The sequence below is a fragment of the Terriglobales bacterium genome, from assembly GCA_035454605.1.
GTDB lineage: Bacteria > Acidobacteriota > Terriglobia > Terriglobales > Acidobacteriaceae > DATMAB01.
Window position 1 is genome coordinate 20647 of the sequence record DATIGQ010000015.1, and the last position, 19231, is coordinate 39877.

Annotated in this window: 12 protein-coding genes; 11 read left to right on the top strand and 1 reads right to left on the bottom strand. The window is 62.2% G+C overall.

From position 1 onward, the window contains the following. The first annotated feature begins 26 nt into the window (after positions 1–26). From VLE48_01320 to VLE48_01370, 11 genes are all read left to right on the top strand, one after another. On the top strand, positions 27–1136 hold the full coding sequence (locus VLE48_01320) for a nitrilase-related carbon-nitrogen hydrolase (protein ID HSA91625.1): 1110 nt from the start codon (positions 27–29) through the stop codon (positions 1134–1136). An 82-nt stretch (positions 1137–1218) separates the two neighbouring features. Next, a complete protein-coding gene (locus tag VLE48_01325; GenBank protein ID HSA91626.1) occupies positions 1219–2334 on the top strand; it encodes a carbon-nitrogen hydrolase family protein in 1116 nt (371 codons plus the stop codon). Positions 2335–2640: 306 nt separating this feature from the next. Further along, a complete protein-coding gene (locus tag VLE48_01330) occupies positions 2641–5688 on the top strand; it encodes a TonB-dependent receptor (GenBank protein HSA91627.1) in 3048 nt (1015 codons plus the stop codon). 45 nt (positions 5689–5733) lie between these two features. Next, a complete protein-coding gene (locus VLE48_01335; protein ID HSA91628.1) occupies positions 5734–6636 on the top strand; it encodes an FAD binding domain-containing protein in 903 nt (300 codons plus the stop codon). Then, on the top strand, positions 6633–7097 hold the full coding sequence (locus VLE48_01340; protein HSA91629.1) for a (2Fe-2S)-binding protein: 465 nt from the start codon (positions 6633–6635) through the stop codon (positions 7095–7097). The genes VLE48_01335 and VLE48_01340 overlap by 4 nt, the downstream gene beginning before the upstream one ends. A gap of 19 nt (positions 7098–7116) precedes the next feature. Continuing rightward, complete coding sequence (locus tag VLE48_01345; protein HSA91630.1) at positions 7117–9435, top strand: molybdopterin cofactor-binding domain-containing protein; 2319 nt, start codon at positions 7117–7119, stop codon at positions 9433–9435. A gap of 128 nt (positions 9436–9563) precedes the next feature. After that, positions 9564–12788, top strand: coding sequence for a TonB-dependent receptor (locus tag VLE48_01350; protein HSA91631.1), 3225 nt, complete (start codon positions 9564–9566; stop codon positions 12786–12788). 94 nt (positions 12789–12882) lie between these two features. Beyond that, a complete protein-coding gene (locus VLE48_01355; protein HSA91632.1) occupies positions 12883–13950 on the top strand; it encodes a nitrilase-related carbon-nitrogen hydrolase in 1068 nt (355 codons plus the stop codon). 41 nt (positions 13951–13991) lie between these two features. Then, positions 13992–14660: an isochorismatase family cysteine hydrolase gene (locus VLE48_01360; protein HSA91633.1), complete on the top strand. Its 669-nt coding sequence runs from the start codon at positions 13992–13994 to the stop codon at positions 14658–14660. Positions 14661–14746: 86 nt separating this feature from the next. Continuing rightward, positions 14747–15745, top strand: coding sequence for an LLM class flavin-dependent oxidoreductase (locus VLE48_01365; protein HSA91634.1), 999 nt, complete (start codon positions 14747–14749; stop codon positions 15743–15745). 40 nt (positions 15746–15785) lie between these two features. Further along, positions 15786–16511, top strand: a complete 726-nt coding sequence (locus VLE48_01370) for an alpha/beta hydrolase family protein (GenBank protein HSA91635.1) — start codon at positions 15786–15788, stop codon at positions 16509–16511. A gap of 1201 nt (positions 16512–17712) precedes the next feature. Here the strand turns inward: VLE48_01370 and VLE48_01375 are convergent. Next, entirely contained in the window at positions 17713–19161 is a 1449-nt protein-coding gene (locus VLE48_01375; GenBank protein HSA91636.1) for an aldehyde dehydrogenase family protein, read from the bottom strand. Positions 19162–19231 lie beyond the last annotated feature (70 nt).

Genomic DNA, 19231 nt, shown 5'->3' on the forward strand with positions numbered 1-19231 from the left:
CGCCATCATGAACCAGGAGGTGCACCATGGTTGAGCAATATATGGCTCTGGCTTTGCAGCCCACCATGCGCGGCTGCCGCAAGCGTTCCGAAGTCATCACCAACCTCAAGCACATCGGCGAACTCATCGACGCCTCGGTGTGGCTCAGCGCCATCGATCTCCCCGTGCGCTTGATCACCATCCCCGAGGGCTCTCTGCAAGGCTTCACCGATGAGGTCTTCGACTGGGACCATCGCAAATACGTGCAGGAGATGGCGCTCGATATCCCCGGTGACGAAACCGAGTTCCTGGGTCGCAAGGCGCGTCAGCACAACGCCTTTGTCATCGCCCAGGCCAAGGTGAAGCACCCCGAGTTTCCCGAGCGTTTCTTCAACTGCGCCTTCATCATCGACCCCAGCGGCAACGTGATCCACCGGCACTACAAGCTGCAGGTGTTCGCGCGCGAGCACTCCACCGTCCCCCACGACGTGTGGGATCGCTGGGTGGAACTCTATGGCGAGAACCTGGACGCCTTCTACCCGGTTTGCGATACCGAGATCGGCCGCATCGGCACCATCATCTGCATGGAGGGCTCCTATCCGGAAACGGCCCGCGGCCTGGCCATGAACGGTGCCGAGATCATCTACCGGCCCAGCTACCCTGAGCCTTACGTAGCCAACGGCTTGTGGGAGATCCAAAACCGTGCCCGCGCCTTGGACAACACCTGCTATGTGATCGCTCCCAACGTCGCCTGTTACTACCTGACGCAGGAGTCGGAAACCGCCATCGACACCTTCGGCGGCGCGTCCATGATCGTCGACTACCAGGGACGCATGGTTTCCGAACACAAGTACGGTTCGGGTTCCTCCTACGCCGGAGGCATCATCGACATCGAAGCTCTGCGCCAGTACCGCACGCGCTCCCTGTGGGGCAACTGGATGAAGGACCTGCGCACGGAACAGTACCGGTTGATCTATGACCGGCCCATCTACCCCAAGAACCTGTGCCTGGAGGAACCTCCCCGCCGGCACGAGCAGAACGACGCCATCGTTCGCGCCCAGATCGAGTCGATGATTGACCGCGATATCTTCCGGCGCGCGGGCACGAAGAAGGGCGAAGCGAAAGAGCGGCCCGCCGAAAAAGTGCTCGCCGATTGAGGCCGCACGAACGTGCGATCGGGCGCGGTCCTTTTAGGGGACCGCGCTCGTCGCTTGTTGTGGTTCAAACCCGGAGGGAACAATGAAGCCCCAGCAAAAGGTCCTGGGTGGTCGAGACGTGGTCAAGGTGGCCGTCGTGCAGACTCCACCGGTCTACCTCGACCGTGAGCGCAGCGTGGAACGCGCCTGCCAGAAGATTGCGCAAGCCGCCGAGCACGGGGCGGAACTCATCGTCTTCACCGAGACCTGGCTGGCCGGCTACCCCTATTGGGGCGAGGGTTGGGAGTCGAAGCTCAATGACTGGGTGCCGGTGCGCATCCGCTTCTATGACAACGCCCTGCTGATTCCCAGCGAAGACACCGAACGCCTCGGCGAGGCGGCCGCCAAGGCCAACGCGTACGTCGTGATCGGCTGCAATGAGATGGATCCACGCCGCGGCGTGCACACCATCTACAACACTCTGCTTTTTCTCGATCGCTCCGGGAAGGTCCTCGGACGCCATCGCAAGACCATGCCCACCTTCGTCGAGCGAGCGGTGTGGGGCAACGGGGACGGCAGCGACCTGGTCACCTATGACACCGACATCGGCCGTATCGGCGGCCTCATCTGTGGCGAGCATCTCATGACCCTCATCCGCGCCCGCATGATCGAACAGGGCGAGGACTTCCACATCGCCGTCTTTCCGGGAGCTTTCGCGCTCCACTGCGGGCCCAAGTTGGAAGAGGCCGATGTCCAGGGCCAGTTCTTCTGGGGCCACACCCAGACGCGCGCCCATGCCCTGGAAGCGGGCGCGTTCGTGCTTTCCGCCTGCGGATACATCACCCAGGACGATATCCCGGCAGACTTCCCCCTGCGGGATACCATCAATGTGGACTACGCCCAGGGCGGCAGCCAGATCGTGGCCCCGCTCGGTATCCCCCTGGTTCCCCCTACAACCGGCGACACCATCCTCTATGCCGAATGCCGCGCCGACATGATCAAGGTGTGGAAAGCCATCATCGATACCGTCGGCCACTACGCCCGCCCGGACATCGTGCGACTGCAGTACACCGGCGCGCCGGCGCAGACTGCGGAACTGGTGAATACGGCACTGGAAAAAACTCCGCGTGACCGTTTGGACGAAATCGCCGAACAACATGGCGTGAGCCGCCAAAGCGTCGAAACAGCACTGGAAGACCTGACCCGGCGCTCCGCCTGAACCTTTTCGTCAGGGTTCCGGCCGACCGTCTCCTGGCCGTTCCGGACACACCGAATCTCGGCAGGCATTCCTTCCCGCTCGACCCCGACCTGTGACGGTCGTCACACCTCGGTGTACGTAGCTCACAGGTGCTCCGGTCACGAGTCACTGACACGACCGCTGCCTGCGGCCATCCTCTTCGCCATCCGGGGGATGAACCTAAGCTCCCCTTTTTTGCGGGAGAAAATGATGACAACTGGACCCAGAAATACACATCGCGCAGTGTTGGCCTTGGGTGTGGCGATTTGCCTCGCGCTGGTTCTTCCGGTGGCTCAAGCTCAAACTTTGGCCAGCGTTTCCATTTCCATCCAGGACCAGACCGGGGCGGTGATTCCCCAGGCCAAGGTCGTTCTCAAGAGCATCGCCACGGGATTGCAGCGTGAAGCCACGGCGGATGGCCACGGGTTCGCGCAAATCGTCAACCTTCCCCCCGGGGTATACGAGCTGGGTGTCACGGCCGAACACTTCAAGCCGGCCACCCGCACCCTTCACCTGGAGGTCGGTCAGAGTGCTTCCGTTCCTATGACCCTGGTGGTGGAGACCACACAGGAAGTCACGGTGTCGGCGACCGAAGAGGGCGTGAGCACCTACAAGGCCGAGGTGAGTGAGGTCCTGAGCGAACGGCAGATTCACAACCTGCCCATCAAGGGACGCAACTTCATCGACTTCGTGATGCTGACGCCCGAAGTCACCCTCGGCAACAGCACCTCGGTGGGCAGTCAGGCGCCGTTCACCGAACAGACCCCCAAACTGAGTTTCGGCGGAGTGCGAGAGACCCACTCGGTATTCATCTCGCTGGATGGTGTCGACTACACCACCGGACTCTCCGGCTTGCAACGCGCTTCTCCCGCCCAGGACTGGGTACAGGAGTTTCGCGTGGTCACCGGAAGCTACGAGTCCGAAGTAGGGCGCACTCTAGGCGGGATCGTCAACACCGTCACCAAGTCCGGCACCAACCGGTTCCATGGCGGAGCCTACGAGTTCTTCCGCAACGGCGCCATCAATGCGAACAATCCCCTGGCAACTTCCAATGTAATCCGCCTGAACCAGTTTGGTGTCAATCTCGGCGGACCCATTGTCAAGGAAAAGACCTTCTTCTTCACCGGATACGAGGGACAGCGCCGGGGGCAGTCGCCCATCTACTCCAGCTTCATCTTGGCCACCATCGACCCGGACCCGGTCGCCTGCCCCGTCCTCCCGCCGCCCGGTACATTCAATCCGGCATGTATCAGCATTAACGGCACCAAGAATTTCTTCGGCCTGCAGCCGGAGAACCTGGCCTCAGTCCTCATCGTCAACGATTACGACAAGCTCATCGGCAAGGCGGACCACCAGTTCTCCAGCAACACGCTGCTGACGACGCGCTACCTGTTTTCCGACGAGCGCAATGAAGACACGCCTGGCGCCCCTCCGGGACTGGGATTGCCGAGCAGCTTCCGCTCCAACCCCATTCGGGATCAGTCCGTGGCCGCCAACCTGATTCACACCTTCTCCCCCCGGGTTGCCACCGACACCATCGTGCAGTTCGCTCGTCGTACTTTCCACTTGGATCCCGTAGGCGCCGGTCGCGAACCGTTCATGGCCCTGGTCAACCTGGCGCAATCCGGCGGCCCCGTGGGAAGCTTCACCTTCTACCGCGAGAACCGGCTGCAGGTCGGCCAGAATGTGACCTACACCTTCGGCAATCACACCCTCAAGTTCGGCGGGGAGTTTCACAACATCTGGAACACCACCAAGTCCCCGATGTTCACCCCGGGCGTGGCGGCCTTTTGCCCGGACAGCTACTTTGGCACGCCCAATGTGTTCGGCTGCGGCGATTTCTCTGGCCTCGGCCCGACCGCCTTGGTGTTCTACTTCGGCATGCCGCGGTCCCTCTGGGGTCAGCCCTTGATCCCGCGCGGCACCGACTGGCAGGCCGGCCTGCTGCCTCAGACCATGTTCGACGAATTCGACGCCGCTTCCTCCGCGGATTTCACCCGGCAGATTTACAGCCTGTATATCCAGGATAAGTGGCGTATCGGTTCGCGCTTTACCCTGACATTCGGATTGAGGTACGACAATGAAACCCGGCCTTTCCACGAGCGCGACTGGTATCAGCCGGACCGCAACAACTTCCAGCCTCGCGTCGGATTCGCCTATTCCCCGGACGACAAGACGGTGATCCGTGGTGGCTTCGGCATCTACACCGGCCCCTTCAACTGGAGCGAGCTGGTGGGAACCACGACCGCTTTTGGCCCCGTCAACGGCTACATGAACAACCCCTTCGTGGGTGCGTTCGTCAATCCCACCGAGACTCTGGTGGGCCTGGCCTTTTTCGGGCCCGTGGGCGTCGTCCCCGGCCCCTTCACCGCGGGTGTGGCCTTTGCCAACTTCACGGCCACCGGCACCTACCCGGATCCGTCGCAACTCATCGGGTTTTCGCACGGCTTCACAACCCGCGATTTCCCCAATCCCTATGCGGAAAACGCCAGTCTGCAGGTGGAGCGGCAGTTAGGCAAGGACGTGCAGATTTCGGTGGGCTACTCCTTCATTCACGCGCTCAAGATCCACTACTGTGGATGCCAGACCAATGTCAGGCCCGACGGGTTCCTGCCCAACGGGAAGGAAAGGCTGGCGCTCGCCGACCCCAACTTCGGCTTCGCTTTCCTGGATGAGCCCGCTGGGTACTCCATCTATCACGCCGGCTTCGTCACCGTGAACAAGCGCTTCAGCCACCACTTCAACTTCACCGCCAACTACACCTGGTCGAAGTCGATTGACAATCAAACCACCATCCAGTACGCCACCGGGGCGGAGAACTACCTGCGCAAGGACCTGGAGCGTGCGGTATCCGATAATCACGTAGCGCACCGCTTCATCCTTACCGGACTGGCGGATTCACCGTTCCGTAACTGGCTGGCCAAGAACTGGAGCCTGGGCCTCACCACGACCCTGCAAACCCCGCGCTACCAGGCGGTTCAGGTCGGATTCGACGTCAACGGCGACGGCTTCCCCTTCACCGATCGCGTCGGCCGGCTGGGCCGCAATACCTATCGCGGCGATGTGTTTCACAATATCGACCTGCGCGTGCAGCGCGACATCCCCTTCACCATCTCCAAGAGCGAAGCGCACCTGAATTTCAGCTTCGAGGTCTTCAACCTGTTCAACCGCGCCAATGTGCTTGATGTGAATAACATCTACGGCGCGCCCGACCTCATCGGGCCGGAACCGCGGCAGTTCGGGGATGGCGTGGGCGGAGCGAATCCCGGCTTCGGCCAGCCCCGCAGCATCGGCGACGCGCGCCAGTTGCAGTTCGCGCTTCGCCTGACGTTCTAGGGCGGCGGGCCTGTTCGGCCCCTGCCCTGTCGGAGGGAGGATGGAATGGCAGTGACCGAGATCAAGCAGTACTTCCGGCCGGCCAACCCGGCGGAAGTGGTGGAACTGCTGGGCCGCTATGGTGCTGCGGCCCGGATCCTCGGTGGCGGAACCTTTCTGCACGGCGTCGCGGCCCGCGGCCTGGGCTTGCACCTGGATGCCCTCATCGATCTGCAGGGCGCCGGGCTTTCCTACGTTCGGCAAGAACAGGACGCGCTGGTCATGGGAGCGGCCACCACCATGGCCACTCTCGCGGCCGCCAATCCGCTACAGACTGCCCCCTTTGCCGGCATTGCGGACTCGCTGCGCTATCCCCCGGCCCAGATCCGCAATCTGGCCACGGTAGGCGGATGCCTTGCCGCGGCCTCACCGCTGTTTGATTTGCCCGTGGCATTGTTGGCGCTGGACGCCTCGGTCCACGTTCTCGGGCCGCGTGGGAAGCGCGCCATCCCTTTGCACGAATTCTTCCTTGACTACTTCGAGAGTGCGTTGCAGCCGGATGAGTTCCTGACCGAAGTGCGCATCCCCCGCTTGCCGCCGAAGTCAGCCAGCGCCTTCCTCAAGATGGAAACCAACGCCAATGACCTGGCAGTGCTCAACGTGGCCGTGCGGCTCACGCTTGTCGATCCGGGAACTTGCCGCGAAGCGCGCGTCGTCCTGGGCGGTGGGGTTGGCAAGACGCCGGTGCGGGCGCTCTCTTCTGAGAAGGTCCTCGCCGGAAAGCAGATCACTGCCGGACTGGTGGCAGAGGCCGCCGAGAAGGTGACTTCTGACGTCCACCCCGTTTCCGATCATCGGGCCTCGGCGAAGTATCGCAGTGCCTTGGCCAAGGTGCTGGTACGCCGGGCCCTGGGGCAGGCGCTGGAGCGCCTTGGCATCGAGCGCGGGCCGGCTCAGGAGAAGCGATGAAACAGGTCATCCAGCTCAATATCAATGGTGAACCCCATGAGGTCATGGCTGAGCCCCACGACACCTTGCTCGGCGTGTTGCGCGAAGACCTTGGTCTGATGGGCACCAAGCAAGGATGCGACACCGGCGGCTGCGGCTGTTGCACCGTGCTCCTCGATGGCCAGGCGGTCTATTCCTGCATGCTCTTTGCCATGGCAGCCCAGGGCAGGAAGATCACCACCATCGAGGGGCTCAAGAGCAACGGCAAACTGGATCCCCTGCAGGAAGCGTTCATCCAGACCGGAGCAGTCCAGTGCGGTTACTGCACCTGCGGAATGATTCTGGCGGCCAAGTCCTTCCTGTCAGAGAGTCCGTCCCCGAGTGATGAGCAGATACGCGGCGGCATCGCCGGAAATCTGTGCCGTTGCACCGGTTATCAGAAGATCGTCGACGCTATCCGCATGGCCGCTACTCGCGGCTGAACGAGGGCACGCGATGTCCATGAACGTCATAGGAAATCCGATCCCCAAGCCCGATGCCTACGACAAGGTCACCGGCGGCAAAGGCTACCCGGTCAACGTTCGCCTTCCCGGAATGCTGCACGCCCGGATCCTTCGCAGCCCTTACCCCCACGCCCGCATCCTTCAAGTGGATACCGCTGAGGCGGAGCGGCTGCCCGGCGTCAAGGCGGTGCTGGTGCCTTCGGATGTGCCCCAGATCAAGTTCCACCCTGTGTATTTCGCACCCAGCGAAGCCCTGAGCATGGTCCGCGACATGCTCATCCTCAGCGACACCGTGCGCTTCGCCGGCGAGCCTGTGGCCGCAGTGGCCGCCACCCGGCCGGAGATTGCGGAGAAGGCGCTGGAACTGATTCACGTGGAGTACCAGCAGCTTCCCGCCGTGTTGGATCCCGAGGAGGCCATGAAGCCGGGAGCGCCGCAGATCCACGCACACGCCCCCAATAACATTGCCCTCAACCCTTCGTTCAGTTTTGGAGACCTGGAGAAAGGCTTCGCCGAAGCGGACTTTATTTTCGAGAACACCTATCAGACGCAGCGGGTGCACACCTGCTACATGGAGCCGCGCGTCTGCGTGGTCGACAGCGACGCTCGCGGCAACTTGACCGTCTGGTCCTCCACCCAGCACCTGTTCGGATTGCGGGAGAAGCTGGCTTTCGCCCTCGGGATTCCGGTGGGCAAGGTCAAGGTAGTGCGGCCGCCTTACATTGGCGGCGGTTTTGGCGGCAAGCTCGACATGGGCTTCATCGAGCCTATCTGCGCCCTGCTCAGCCTGAAGGCCGGCCGTCCCGTACGCGCCGAACACACCCGCTATGAGGATTTCATCACCACCGCGCGCAACCCCATCAAGATCCACCTGAAGACCGGTGTCAAGAAGGATGGCACCTTCACCGCCCGCTACGCCAAGAGCATTCTGGACACGGGTTCACACGCCACCCACGGTGCCGTGGTCCTGATGGTGCATGGCTTCTACGGCTTTCTGCTGCCCTATCGCTGTCCCAACCAGAAGTGGGAGGGCTGTTCCGTCTACACCAACAACATGATTGGTGGAGGCTTCCGCGGCTATGGCGCCCCGCAAGCTGCCTTTGCCGTGGAGTCGCACGTCGACGAGATTTGCCATGCCATGAAGCTCGATCCCATCGAGTTCCGCCTGAAGAATGCGCACCGGGAGGGCGAGCCTCATCCTTTCGAGCCGTCGTTCACGCTCTCCACCTATCGGCTGGCAGACTGTCTCCAGCAGGGATCGGCGAAAATCGGCTGGAACCAGCGGCACGCCAACCGGTCCAACGGCAGCAAGCGACGCGGTACCGGATTCGCCTGCCAGCCGCTTTGGGTGAGCGGCTGCGTGGGCTTCCCGGACATCTATGAGCATTCCGGGGCCATCCTCAAGCTCAACGTGGATGGCAGCGTCGATCTCTCCACCGCCACCATCGACATGGGCTGCGGGCAGCACACGGTACTCGCCCAGATTGCGGCTGAAGAATTGGGCGTGCCCTTCGAAGCGGTGCGCATCACCTACGCCGACACCGAGACTGTGCCCTTCGACGCTCCCAGCCACGCCAGCCGCGTGACCTATTCCTCCGGCAACGCTGTGCGCGCTGCCGCCGCTTCGGCCAAGAAGCGTCTCCTGGCCATCGCCGGACCCATGCTGCAGGCACCGCCCGAAGAATTGGAGACGGCGAACGGCTTGGTGCGCGTCAAGGGTTCGCCCGACCGCTCGGTCTCCGTTGCCGATGTTGTCCGCCAGGCCGAGTCTCCCTACATCCAGATGGTCCCGGACGGTATGCGCAAGACTTCCCTCGACGAAAAAGGAACCATCCTGGGAATGGCCTCGCTGGCGCCGACCTCCAATCCTTCTCCCGCGACCGCCGAATTCGTCGAGGTCGAAGTGGACACCGAAACCGGCGAAGTCAAAGTGCTTCGCGTCGTGTTCGCCCACGATATCGGCCGCGTCATCAATCCCACCGGAGCCGAAGGACAGGTCGAAGGCGGCTTTCAGCAGGGACTCGGCTATGCGCTCATGGAAGACCTGGCCTTCGATCATTCCAACGGCGCCTGCCTGGCGGCGGACTTCCTCAATTACAAGATCCCCACCGCATTGGAGATGCCCTCTCGGATCGAAAGCATATTCGTGGAATCCAACGAACCTACAGGGCCTTTTGGCGCCAAGTCGCTGGCCGAGTCTTGCCTCATCGTCCCCGCCCCTGCTATCGCTAACGCCATCTACGATGCAGTGGGCGTACGCGTGCGTGACTTGCCCATTACTCCCGAAAAGATTCTCGCCGGACTCGGTAAGCTTTGATGACCTCTCCCCAAGGCGTTGATTCGAGCTCGACCCGATCGCAACGCCTGACCGCTAAACGCAAGATTCCACTTGATTTAAATCATTCGAAGTGACAGACTCGCTGCCTTGCAAGGGGGACTAGGGCCATGCGTCGACGTTTCGTTGAAGTGATTGCGACATTGATTGCTGCAGTCGTGTTTCTCATGGGCAGCGCCCTCGGCCAGCAACTGGCTACTTTGAGGCTGACCGTGGATGACTCCACCGGAGCCGTCGTTCCCGGCGCCAACGTCACACTGAGAAACAAGGAGACCGGCGCGAAGCGTACCGCCGTCACCGACGCCAATGGCTCGGCTGTGCTTGCGGGCGTTCCCGCCGGCAGCTACGACCTGACGGCAGAGGCCAAAACCTTCAGCCCGCAAACCGTTCCCGTGCAACTCACCGTCGGCCAGATCGCGACTCTCACCGTCCGCTTGGGGATCGAGGTGCGCCAGCAGGTCGAGGTGCAGGCTACGGCCCAGACCATCGATCCGGAAAAGTCTGACGTCAGCCAGGTCATCGAGTCGCGCAAGATCGCCGATCTTCCCATCTCCGGACGCGACTTCATCGACTTCGTATTGCTCACCCCCTCGGTGGCGGTGGGAAGAAGTACTGCGGTCGGCGCCCAGTCGCCCTTCACCGAGACCGTCCTCAAGCTCAGTTTCGGCGGCACGCGCGAGAGCCACACTTCCTTCTTCGCGCTCGACGGCATCGACTACACCACCAGCATCTCGGGCGTGCAGCGCGTCAGCCCTTCCCAGGACTGGGTGCAGGAATTCCGGGTCGTGGAAAGCCCTTACAACACCGACACCGGACGCAGCCTGGGTTCGGTCGTCAACACCATCACCAAGTCCGGCACCAATGACCTGCACGGCACCTTGTACGAGTACTTTCGCAACAACGCGTTGAATGCCAATAATCTTCTGTCGGCGCCCGGGTTTACCACCCTGCGATTCAACCAGTTCGGCGGCACCTTGGGCGGACCGCTCCGCAGGGAAAAGAACTTCTTCTTCGCCGGGTATGAAGGCCAGCGCCGGGCGGAGTCGCCCATTTACTCCAGTTTCATCCTCAACACCATCAACCCGAATCCAGCCACCTGCCCGGTGTTGCCGCCGCCCGGAACCTTCAATCCCGGTTGTCTCAGCATCAACGGCAGCAAGCAGTTCTTCGGCTTGCAGCCGGAGACTCTGGGCTCCATCCTTTCCGTGGACAACTACGACAAGTTCTTCGTCAAGATCAACAACGTCCTGAGCGAGCGCACCTTCTGGAACATCGGCTACCTGTTCAACGACACCCGCAAGGAAAACGTCCGTGGCGCGCCTCCGGGCGAGGGCTTGCCGTCTTCGTACCGCGATAACCCGGTCCGCGACCAGACTGTGTACACCAACCTGATCCACGTCCTTTCACCGGAGTGGACCACCTCCACGCTGTTGCAGTACGGCCGCCGCACCTTCGACCTCATCCCCAAAGGCGCAGGGCTGGAACCCGCCATCAGCATTCCCAATCTGCTTTCCGGCGGCGGATTCGTGGGCAGCGTCCGCTTCTATCGCGAGCAGCGCGTGCAGTTTGCGGAAAACGTTACCTGGACGCACGGCAAGCACACCGTCAGATTCGGCGGTGAGGTCCAGCCCGTCTGGACCAACACCCAGGTGCCGCTGTTCACTCCTGGCTTCGGGGTCTTCTGCCCCGACGGCTTCTTCGGACTGCCCATCTCCGGCTGTCGCCCCACGGTCACCCAGCCCATCGAGGAAGTCTTCCTTTTCCTCGAGCCGCGCGAATTCTTCGGCCAGCCCATCCCCGCGCGCACCGCTCCCTTCTTTAGCGACCTGTTCACCGGTCCCGCGGCCTCCATCTTCGACAACAGCACCCGAGTCAGCTACGTGCACAAGCTCTATTCGCTCTACGTGCAGGACCAGTGGCGGGTGAAGCCCAACCTCAGTCTGACCCTTGGCCTTCGCTACGACGTCGATGTCCTTCCGTCGGCCGTCGATACCAAGACCACCGGCCCCGATCTGGTGAGCCCCGGTGCTTTCCATCCCACCGACTACAACAACTTCCAGCCACGCATCGCGTTCGCCTACTCGTTCCGAGGCGGCAAGGACGTCCTGCGCGGTGGCTACGGCCTGTTCACCGCTCCTTTCGTTTACAGTGACATCCTGGTGAGCTGGATCGGCGCTTCCGAGTTCACCTACATGCTCGATTCGAACGTCGGTCCCTTCGGCCCGCCCTTGCTGCCGGAATTCTCCGATCCCAATAACACCCTCATTGGATTTGGAGCTTCCGGGGCAGTCGGGCTGCCATCCGGCATCTTCCCCGGACCTTCTGCCTTCTTTAACTTTGCCAGCACGGGCGCCTACCCCACGCCCATCGGTCCCTTCCCGCTGCAGTTCCCGTTGGGCTACGCAATAAGGGATTTCCCCAACGCCTATTCGCAACTGGCCAGCCTCGAGCTGGAACATGAGCTCAGCAAGAACTGGTTCTTCTCCGCCGGATACCAGTACATTCACGCCCTGAACCTGCCCATCTACGACAGCGTGAATGGCCTTCCCAACCCGAATGGACGCGACCCCGTCACCGGCGTTCCTCTCCCTTGCGCTCCGGCCGGTTCCGTGGCTCCCACCCCGGTCGGCAAGGAGACCTTCTGCCCGGCCGATCCCAGTTTCGGCTTCACGCTCTACGTGCATCCCGCGGGATTCTCCATCTACCATGCGGGCACAGCTAGCCTGCGCAAGAACTTTGCCAATCACTACAGCATCCTGGCCAACTACACCTATTCCAAGTCCATCGATATCTCCACCACCATCAACCTGCCCAACGTGCCGGAAAACTACTTGCGGCACGACTTGGACCGCTCCGTCGGCGACAATGACATCCGCCATCGCCTCACCGTGGCGGTGTTGGGCGAGTCGCCCAAGCAGTGGCCGCGCATCGTGCGCGACTTCAAGGCTTCCATCCTGATGAACGCGCAGAGTGCGCGCTTCTTCACCATCAATGCCGGCTTCGACACCAACGGCGATATCTTCCCCTTCTCCGACCGCGTCGGCACCATCGGACGCAACTCGTACAAGGGCGATCCCTATTTCAATATGGACTTGCGGGTCCAACGGGGATTCCCGCTTACCGAGAAGCTTCGGGCGGATTTCAGCGCGGAGTTCTTCAACCTGTTCAACATCGTCAACGTCCAGGACGTAAGCCACGTGTACGGCGCTCCCGATTTCTTTACCCCGATTCCGCAGGAGTTCGGCGATGGCATCACCACGCCCGCCGGCTTCGGGACGCCCAAGTTCGCTGCGCCGGCACGGCAGATTCAGTTCTCCATCCGCTTGAGCTTCTAGCGGATTCTTCCAACCGTCGGCCGGGAGGCTCTGCCCTCCCGGCCGGCCGCAGCTTGGGCCGCTCGCGGTTCTGTTCCGGCCCTTTCAGGAAGCCATGATCAAGCCCTATACAGCCGTCGGTCTCATCCCTGCCATTCGTGGTATCCGCACCCGCAAAGACATCAAGGTCAACCTCGAGCACCTCAAGCACCTGGTGAAGGCCGCCAGTTGGCTCTCCGCTCTCGATATCCCCGTGCGCCTCATCGTCGTGCCCGAGGGCGGCTTACAGGCCTTCAATGACGAGGTCCTCGACCTCGACCATGTCCAGTTCGCCCGCAAGTGCGCCATTGACATTCCCGGCGAGGAGACCGAGGAACTGGGCAAAATCGCCCGCGAATACAACTCCTTCATCATGGCCCAGGCCAAGGCCCGCCATCCCGATCTGAAAGACCGTTTCTTCAACGTCGGCTTCGTCATCAATCCGCGCGGCAAGGTCATCCTCAAGCACTACAAGGTTTCCCCGCTGTTCCCCGTCGAGCATTCGGTTTGCCCGCACGATGTCTACGACTGGTGGGTGGAAAAATACGGTCGCAACCTGGACGCCTTCTGGCCGGTCGTGGATACCGAGATCGGCCGCCTCGGCATCATGATGGCCAACGAAGGCTCCTATCCCGAGAACGCCCGCGCGCTGGCCCTCAACGGCGCCGAAGTCGTCTACCGTGCCTCCTACCCGCATCCCGGGACCGGCAACGATTTCTTCGAGATCCAAAGCCGCGCTCGCGCCCTGGACAACAACTTCTATGTCGTAGCGCCCAACCTCGGCACCTACTACCTCTTCCCCGAAAGCGCCACCCCCATCGACACCTTCGGCGGGCGCTCGTTCGTCATCAATTACAAGGGACAGATCGTGGGCCGTCAGGAATACAGCGGCTGCGCCACCTACGTGGCCGGCGTCATCGACATCGAGGCCCTGCGCGACCATCGCGCCCGCGCGCAGTGGGACAACTGGCTCAAGGACCTCCGCACCGAGCTTTACCAGATCCTGTACGAAAAGCCCATTTACCCCAAGAACCTGTATCTCAAGCGCGAGCCCATGAAGCACGCCGAGTACAAGTCCAAGGTCATCAAGCGCCAGATCCGCCTCATGCACGACCGCGGCATCTGGAAAAAGCCCAGCCGCTGATCTCGGGACGCGGCCCGCTGCTTGCCGGAGAACATAGCGCCATGTCTTCCAATCTCAAGCCCAGTGACTTCTTCACCGCCGATCCCCGGCGGTCGGCTCTCATCGTCATTGACATGCAGAATGCCTTCGTCGCCGAGGGCGCTCCCTTTGAGACGCCGGGGGCGCGCGCCATGCTGCCGCGCCTGGAACGGCTCATCCGCTTTGCCCGCGAACACCGCATGCCCATCGTCTGGACCCAGTCCGACCACCGGCCTCCCTACGGCGGCCTGATGCTGCGCAAGTTTCCCATCATCCAGCAGCAGCGCGTGCTGTGGAGTGGCGAACCCAGCTTCGACATGTATCCCGAGATGTTGCAGCCCGAAGAAGGCGCGCTCGAATACCGCATTGTGAAGCACAAGTTCGACGCCTTCTTCGAGACCGACCTCGACGCCATCCTCCGCTTTCACCACGTGGAGACCGTCATCGTCACCGGCACCGCCACCAACGCTTGCTGCGAATCCACCGCGCGCACCGCCTTCATGCGCGACTACCAGGTGGCCTTCCCCAGCGACGCCAACGCGACCTTTGACGCAGCCATGCATGAGGCCACGCTGCGCAACATCGAGTTGCTGTTCGGCCGCGTGATGACCACCGACGAACTCCTGGCGGAAATGGAGGGAGCGCTCGCTCCGGTTGCAGGTTCTGCCCAGAGTCATTTGCGCCGGTCCTGATTCGGAAGATGGGTGCTCGGTACGGATAACAACATCGCGCGGCGCGCTCAACCGCACGCAACGTAGACGCTCTTGGCAGGTGTGACTTGGCGATTCGATTCAGCATTGCCTTTCAAGGCAGCAAGCCTTTGAAGGAGTACATCCGGCTGGCTCGCATGGTGGAGCAGTACGACTTCGACGCCATCACTGTGTACGACGACCTGATGTTCAAGCCCACCTGGCCCATCCTTACCCTCATTGCGGAGCACACCGAACGCGTGCAGGTAGGGCCGGCCATCGTGCATCCCTTTCTTGTCCATCCGGCCTACACGGCCGGCAACCTGGCCGAACTCGATGAGATCAGCGAGGGCCGGGCGATTCTGGGCATCGGACGCGGAGCCTTTTATGAGTTCCTTGGCATCCACCCTGAGCGGCCCATCACCGCGGTGCGGGAAGCCATCCGGCTCATACGACGTCTGCTGGCCGGCGACCGCACTCCGTTCCAGGGCCAGGTGTTCACCGCCACGCCCGAGGCCTCGCTGCGCTGGAAGCCTTTGCGCGCCGATGTGCCGATTTTCGTCGGTACCTGGGGCCCGAAGATGTGCCAGGTGGCGGGCGAGCTGGCCACGGAAACCAAGTCCGACTGCCTGTGGAACCCCGACTACGTCAAGATCATCCGTCAGAACATCGACATGGGCGCGCGCCGGGCCGGCCGTGACCCGAAAGACATCGGCATCGCCGCCGGACCTTTATGCGCCATCTCCAACGACCGCGAGGCCGCGCGCAAGATGGCTCGTCTGGCCCTGGCGGTGTACCTGCCGTACCTGCATCCCATGACCGAGGTGGCCGGCATCGCGCCCGAGGAGATTCGTCGCGTCCGCGAAGCGGCAGCGCGTGGCAACTTCGAGGAGGGCGCGACCTATGTCTCCGACCTCTCCGTGCAGAAGTGCTCGGTGGCAGGCCGTCCTTCCGACGTCATCCCGCAGATGGAAACCATGATCGCCGCGGGAGTCACGCACATTGCTTTCGGCCACCCTCTCGGCCCCGATTTCGAGCAGGCGCTGCACTTGATCGGCCGCGAGATTATTCCCAGGTTCCGCCGCTAGCGGCGGTTCGCGGCAGCACACGTATCGTAGGAGATCGCAAATGTCCAACTTCGTTCTGATTCACGGCTCTTGGCACAGCGGCGACGCCTGGAGCCAGACCGCGCAGCACCTGAAAGCGGCAGGTCACACCGTCTTCACTCCCACCATCGCCGGCCACGGCAAGGACAGCAACAAGGCCGTCAATCACGCCCAATGCACCCAGTCCATCGTGGACTACATCGCCGGCAACGACCTGCGCGATTTCGTTCTGGTGGGACACAGCTTCGGCGGCACCATCATCGCCAAGGTCGCCGAAGTCATGCCCGAGCGCATCCGCCGCCTGGTTTTCTGGAACGCCTTCGTGCTCCAGGACGGCAACTGCCTGCTCGATGAGATTCCGCCCTACTACCGCGAGCTGTTCGACCAGCTCGTCCGCCAGTCCGCCGACCACACCGTCCTGGCGCCTTTCCCCATCTGGCGCGAGGCCTTCATCAACGACGCCGACCTCGCCCTCGCCAAGTCCACTTACGAATCTCTTTCGCCCGAGCCCTACCAGCCATTCCAGGACAAGCTGGACATGAAGAAGTTCTATTCCCTCGAGATTCCCCGCAGCTTCCTCAACTGCACCGAGGACATCGCGCTTCCTCCCGGCGAATGGGGCTGGCATCCCCGCATGTCCAGCCGCCTGGGGCTCTGCCGCCTGGTGCAGATGCCCGGCAGCCACGAGGCGCTCTTCACCAACCCCAAGGGCCTGGCGGAAAAGCTCATCGAAGCCGGACGAGACTAGCGGCTCTCTCGTGAAATGCTGCTAGCTTGGATTTGTATCAGGGCACGGCTTCAGCCGTGCCGAAAGGCCGCGGAAATCATGGGCTTTAGCCGCTGCGGTTAGCACCTCAAGCCTTCAGCGCTATACCTATCAGATGGCTTGATGGCTTCTAGTGGCTTCGCCCAAGCTCTGGCGCTGGAGCGGCTTCCGTTGCTACGCTTACGGCGAGGCGGGTACAAGATCCGATACCCTTTGCTGCGCAAAGGAGTTGGGCACCCTCGGGTTATGTGGCAGCGCAGAAAGCGTGGGCCACCCGCACTAAGGAGAAAGTTGCCCAAGAAATCGTAAAGGCACAGGGCCATACTAAGGCGATAGAACAGTTGATCAAAGAAATCAACAAGAACCCTTCTCCGGTTCGCAAATGAAAGCCAGGACCGTCCTGACGCTTAAGAAATCGGCCAGACTCGCTGACCGCTACTGCAGCACGCCTCTCGAGGAGTTGAGGCAACTTGGACTGCAGCTTTCGGCGGAAGAGAGAGCGCAGCAACGGCGAGCGATGCAGCGCCTGCTAGCGCATAGCCGCTATTCGCACAATGGGCGCATTCGGCAAGGGGCAGTGTATTTCTTGCTCGCTACGCCTGAGCAGGGCATCTCCGTTCTGAGAAAACTCATGCGGGACTTTTCTAACCCGATCTCTTACGAGATCAGTTTCAACGCGTTCACCGGTCTCGGATTTCAGAAGCCGCCCGCCAGCGCGACCGAACGGAAGCAGTTTCTTGACCTCGTCCAGTGGTATCTGTCAAACGTGCCGAGCAATCGGGGGTCCGCTGCCTTTGCGGCTGCGGACCTCTTAGGGGCACAGTGGAGGTTGCGCGCATCGATTTCAACTCTAATGCGCGTCGCCCGATTCGGCAAGACGCCCGCAGGTCGGGATTGGGCCGCCTCAGGCTTGGAAAGTGCCCTGAGGCTGGGCTGGCCTTCCAGTTCGGCAGCGAGAACCATCCGCAGACTCGTTCGTCGCGTTAGAAAGAGCGATCCTGGCCGAGGGCGACGCATGATCGCCGAAGTACTTGGTTCAAGGGGAAAGATAAAGGTGGCTCATGATATTGACCCTTGACGAACTCATTGAGCGGACGGGCGGCCCACCCCCTTTCGCACCGGCTCGGCCCTTGAGGGTGCCCCACTCCTTCGCGCCAGCGAAGGGTGGGATTGAAGAAAGCCCCTAGAACGGGAACGGCCGCTTCCCTTGCTGGATGGTGATCCACTTCACTTCTGTCATCTCTTCGATGCCGCAGCGCCCGTTCTCCCGTCCGAAGCCGCTGTTCTTCACTCCCCCGAAGGGTGCGGTGGGTTCGTCATGCAGCGTGCAGTCGTTGATGTGCACCATGCCCGCCTCCAGCCGCTCCGCGAACTTCAGCGCCGTGTCGATGTCCCGCGTCATCACCGAGGACGAAAGCCCATAGCTGGTGTCGTTGGCCACCTCCAGCGCCTGGTCCGCGTCCCTCACCCGGATGATCGAGGTCACCGGCGCGAACGTTTCCTCGTGGTACACCTTCATCTTCGGAGTCACCTCCGCCAGCACCGTGGGCTGGTAGAACGGCCCCTCGTGGGTGCCGCCTGTAAGCAGTTTAGCTCCGTGCGCCACCGCATCTTCTATATGGCCGTCCACGAAGGCGCAGTGCGACTTGCGGATGATGGGCCCGATCACCGTCGCCGGATCCCGCGGATCGCCCACCTTGACTGTCTTCGTCTTGGCCACGAACTTCTTGCAGAACTCGTCGTACACCGCGTCTTCCACGATGATCCGCGAGCTGGCCATGCACACCTGTCCCTGGTGGATGTAGGTCCCGAAGGCGGCGCAGTCCACCGCGTAGTCGATATCGGCGTCCTTTAGCACGATGAACGGATTCTTCCCGCCCAGCTCCATCACGAAGCGCTTGAAGTACTTCGCCGCCTCTGCGGCCAGGAGTCGCCCCACCCGGTCCGATCCGGTGAACGTGATCAGCTTCACGCGCGGGTCGGCGATCAGTTGCCGCACGATGTCCGGCCCCGGCCCCGAAACCACGTTCAGCACCCCTGCCGGCAATCCCGCCGCCTCGAAGATCTCGGCGATCTTCAGCCCCACGATCGGCGTCTCTTCCGAGGGCTTCAGCACGAACGTATTCCCGGCGGCCAGCGCCATGGCTACTTTCTTCAGCGGCAGGAACATGGCGGCGTTGAACGGCCCGATCCCGGCCACCACGCCCAGCGGCCGTCGCACGGAGAACGAGAACTGCCCGGGCTGCAGCATGGGCATGGTTTCGCCGGTGATGCGCCGGCACTCTCCCGCCATGGCGCGCAGGAAATCGGTCACCAGGTGGACCTGGAAGTGCGCGAAGCCCACCGCCGCGCCCGTCTCCGTGATGAGCAGGTCCACCAGCGCCGCCGTTTGCGACTCGGCGATATCCGCCGCCTTCAGCAGGATCCGTTCCCGCTGGGCCGCCGGCGTGTTCGCCCACGATGTTCTCGCGCCGTAGGCGGCGGCGATGGCCCGCTCCACGTCCTCCCCCGTCGCTTGATGAATGTTGCCGATCAGTTCCCCGGTGGCCGGATTGAGGTCTCCGAAGAGCACTCCGCCCGCGGATTCCACCCACGCGCCGCCGATGTAAAGCTTGTGTTCTACGGTCTGCATAATTGTCGTCTCCAAAAGGACCTACCCCAACGGGAACTTCTGTCGGCAGGAAGGAAACGGATTATAACCC